Origin of the sequence: Moorena sp. SIO4E2 (assembly GCF_010671945.1) — a bacterium.
GTDB lineage: Bacteria > Cyanobacteriota > Cyanobacteriia > Cyanobacteriales > Coleofasciculaceae > Moorena > Moorena producens.
Genome location: NZ_JAAHIE010000693.1, coordinates 1 through 3,299 on the forward strand (window position 1 = coordinate 1; position 3,299 = coordinate 3,299).

The window sequence follows — 3,299 nt, forward strand, 5'->3', positions numbered from 1 at the left end:
AGAAAGTCGAGAAGCAATTCCGATTAAAGTGCCAGCAGCGGTAGCATTGAGAAATAGTTTGGCGTTGGGACGGGCACTTCGTCCGTTAATGGGGAAAGTCCCATCTGCTATAGAAACAATATTGGATGAAGAAGCTACTGTTTACCAAATTGCGGAATCAAACATTTGGCTACCAGTTCTGAAACCTGCTTCCGAACGATGGTTAGAGTTAGCATTGGTGGTTGAAAAAACTAGTTCAACTGCGGTTTGGAAACAGACAATTACTGAATTGCAAAATTTAGTCAAGCATCATGGTGCCTTTCGGGATGTACGCACGTGGGAATTAAGGATTACTGAAACCAAGGTAAACTTATTTCCTCAAACTAGCACGGGATGTTATAATTCCACTCCCCATCCTCCCCAGGTCTTAATTGACCCCAAGAAACAACGTTTAATTTTATTGGTTAGTGATTGTATTTCTGTAGCTTGGCGCAGACAATTAATTCATCCAGTGCTAGAGTTGTGGGGACGCAATGGTTTACTTACTATCCTTCAGCTACTTCCTGAACGGCTTTGGGAACGCACGGCTTTAGGTTCAGAAACACTAGTGCAATTGCATTCTATTAGTCCTGGAGTTGTCAATTCTCGGTTGATTGTTAAACCTTGGGATGAAGATGATATTGAGTTTAAATCTTCCTCTGTCAATGTTCCGGTGATTACTCTAGAACCTTACCCCCTACTGGCCTGGTCACAGGTAATAGCTGGTCAGGGGAATGTTACTACAGTGGGGTTTAACTTTGATGTATCCGAAGACCCGCAAGCACAGAGAAGAGCAGTAGATGGTGAACTCAGTCAACCCCAACCCGAAGCATCAGCATTAGTTAGTCGATTTCGTGCTACGGCTTCTCCGATGGCGCGTCGGTTAGCTGGATTAATGGCAGCTGCTCCGGTTAGTTTACCTGTAGTGCAACTAATTCAACAAACTCTGCTACCAAAATCCGCCCAAATTCATGTAGCGGAGGTGTTTATGAGTGGACTGCTCCACTCTATAACACCGATAGACCAAGATTCAAATCCCGATTATATTGAGTACGACTTTAAGCCAGGGGTAAGGGGATTATTAGTAGATTCTGTACCCATTAGTAAAACCGTTTCAGTTATTGATAAAGTATCTGAGTTTATTGCTAATCAATTAGGGTTATCCGTAAAGGAATTTGAAGCGTATTTACTGAAACCTGCAACGGCAATTAATGATGATTTAGAACCAAAAATTCGTCCCTTTGCACACCTAAAGGCTCAAGTTTTAGGGCGATTAGGAGGGGAGTATGCTCGTTTGGCTGAAGAACTCCTAATCTCAGAAACCCCTACCTCAGCTAATCCCTCAGAGTTAAAGCAGTTTTCCTTTGAAGTAGTAAAAGTTAACCGTAAAGGAGAAATAATCAAGCGAGAAAATAAACAAGCAAGTTATTTCACTCAAGATCTCGGGAATGGAGTAGACCTAGAGATGGTGTATATCCCAGCAGGACGCTTCTTAATGGGTTCCCCGGAAAGTGAGAGGGGGAGTAATTACAGCGAAAGACCTCAACACCAAGTAACCATCCCACCCTTCTTCCTGGGGAAATATCCGGTAACCCAGGGGCAATGGCGAGCTGTGGCCAACCTACCAAAAATTAACCGGGATTTAAAACCAGACCCTTCGAGCTTTAAAGGGGAGAATCGACCAGTAGAGCAAGTAAAGTGGTTCGATGCGGTGGAATTTTGCGATCGCCTTTCCGACTATACAGGAACGGAATACAGATTACCCAGTGAAGCGGAATGGGAATACGCCTGTAGAGCAGGAACTACCACGCCATTCCATTATGGAGAGACCATAACCAGTAGATTAGCTAATTATGATGGTTTCCATACTTATGCAAAGGAAGCAAAAGGGGAATATCGACGAGAAACCACCCCAGTAGGAGATTTTCCCCCCAACGGCTTTGGCTTATACGATATGCACGGCAATGTTTTTGAGTGGTGTGGGGATGCTTTCCATGATAATTACGAAGGAGCCCCTACAGATGGGAGTCTATGGAATAATAATAATCATCATTATTATTGCCTGCGGGGCGGCTCGTGGGACGGCATTCCTTGGTATTGCCGTTCTGCCTACCGCAACCTCTATAGCGCGCGCGATATCATGTACGACGATGTCGGTTTTCGTGTGGCTCGTGGTGTTGGGAGGACTTAGCCCTTGGGTAAGTCAGAAGTCAGAAGTCAGAAGTCAAAAGTAAGCGATTACTTACGTTTCGGAGTTTAGGAATTTCCTAATCTTACCTCGGTTTGCCATTCAATTAGGTACAAAGTTCTTGGTTTTTAGGGAGCAGGGAGCAGGGAGAAGGTAAGAGGGAATAGGGATAAAATTCAGTGTATTTGATAGTTATGCAAAGCGCCGTAATGGGTAGTACTATACCAATAAAAAAAAATCGGTCAAGTTTTGGTTAACCCCAATACTTGACCGAATTCTATTGTGTAAGCCACCACAAGTACAGCGGAGCTCAACTCAAATTTAGATACTGCTGATCAACGAATAAATTCCTCAGTGGTCAGTGGTCAGCTTTGTGGCACAGGCTTCCAGCCTGTGACCTAACCCATAAGCTGATAAATGATAGCTGATAACTGATAGCTGATAGCTGATAGCTGATAGCTGATAGCTGATAGCTGATAGCTTAAACATAACCGCCACAATCCTAGTCGCCAGGGCGTCAAAACCCTGTCTTGATGCAGTCGCTCATGGGGGAAACCCCCAAGACCGCGCTGCATCGCTGGCAAAATCTTATCCTAGTCTACATAAAAATATCGAATCAAAAAGGTCATAACCTCACCAGGCTTTTCAGTAGGTTCTGGAGTGCTCCACTCGTCGGGATAGGCGTATTTAAGGCCATAGATGGCATTAATCGTATTCCGAACTTGTTCAGGAGAACCGATCAAAACGTACTTGACTTTCTGAGGTTTACGACCAGGGTTTTCAGGAGTTTGATTGTCATCGGAGTTAGGCGGAATGTTTTTAGTCATGATCAACAGTAGTTTTAAATGCTGTACATTATTAATATATAAATAAATTAATCAAATGTCAAGGTATTTATGATTTTTTTTTATTAGGAAAATTGAGAATAGCTATAATAGTAAATAGGGCATAAATAAGAGATTAATGTGGTTAGTATAGGAATGGTATTTAGTGTAGCTATACAAAAAAAATATTAGAGTTTTTGCCTAATTATAAAAGCGATACAGCCTACTACCTACTTCCTACTCCCTACTCCCTACTCCCTGCTCCCTGC

The 3,299-nt window shown here is 43.0% G+C and carries 3 protein-coding genes; 1 reads left to right on the forward strand and 2 read right to left on the reverse strand.

What is annotated here, in order from left to right; all coding sequences use genetic code 11:
* A partial coding sequence (locus F6K37_RS35525) for a formylglycine-generating enzyme family protein (RefSeq protein WP_287255581.1) occupies window positions 1-2,209 on the forward strand: 2,209 nt, incomplete at its 5' end.
* Window positions 2,210-2,604: 395 nt separating this feature from the next.
* Here the strand turns inward: F6K37_RS35525 and F6K37_RS35530 are convergent.
* Window positions 2,605-2,781, reverse strand: a complete 177-nt coding sequence (locus F6K37_RS35530; protein ID WP_287255583.1) for a hypothetical protein — start codon at window positions 2,779-2,781, stop codon at window positions 2,605-2,607.
* An 18-nt stretch (window positions 2,782-2,799) separates the two neighbouring features.
* Window positions 2,800-3,033: a hypothetical protein gene (locus F6K37_RS35535; protein WP_287255585.1), complete on the reverse strand. Its 234-nt coding sequence runs from the start codon at window positions 3,031-3,033 to the stop codon at window positions 2,800-2,802.
* Window positions 3,034-3,299: the final 266 nt, after the last annotated feature.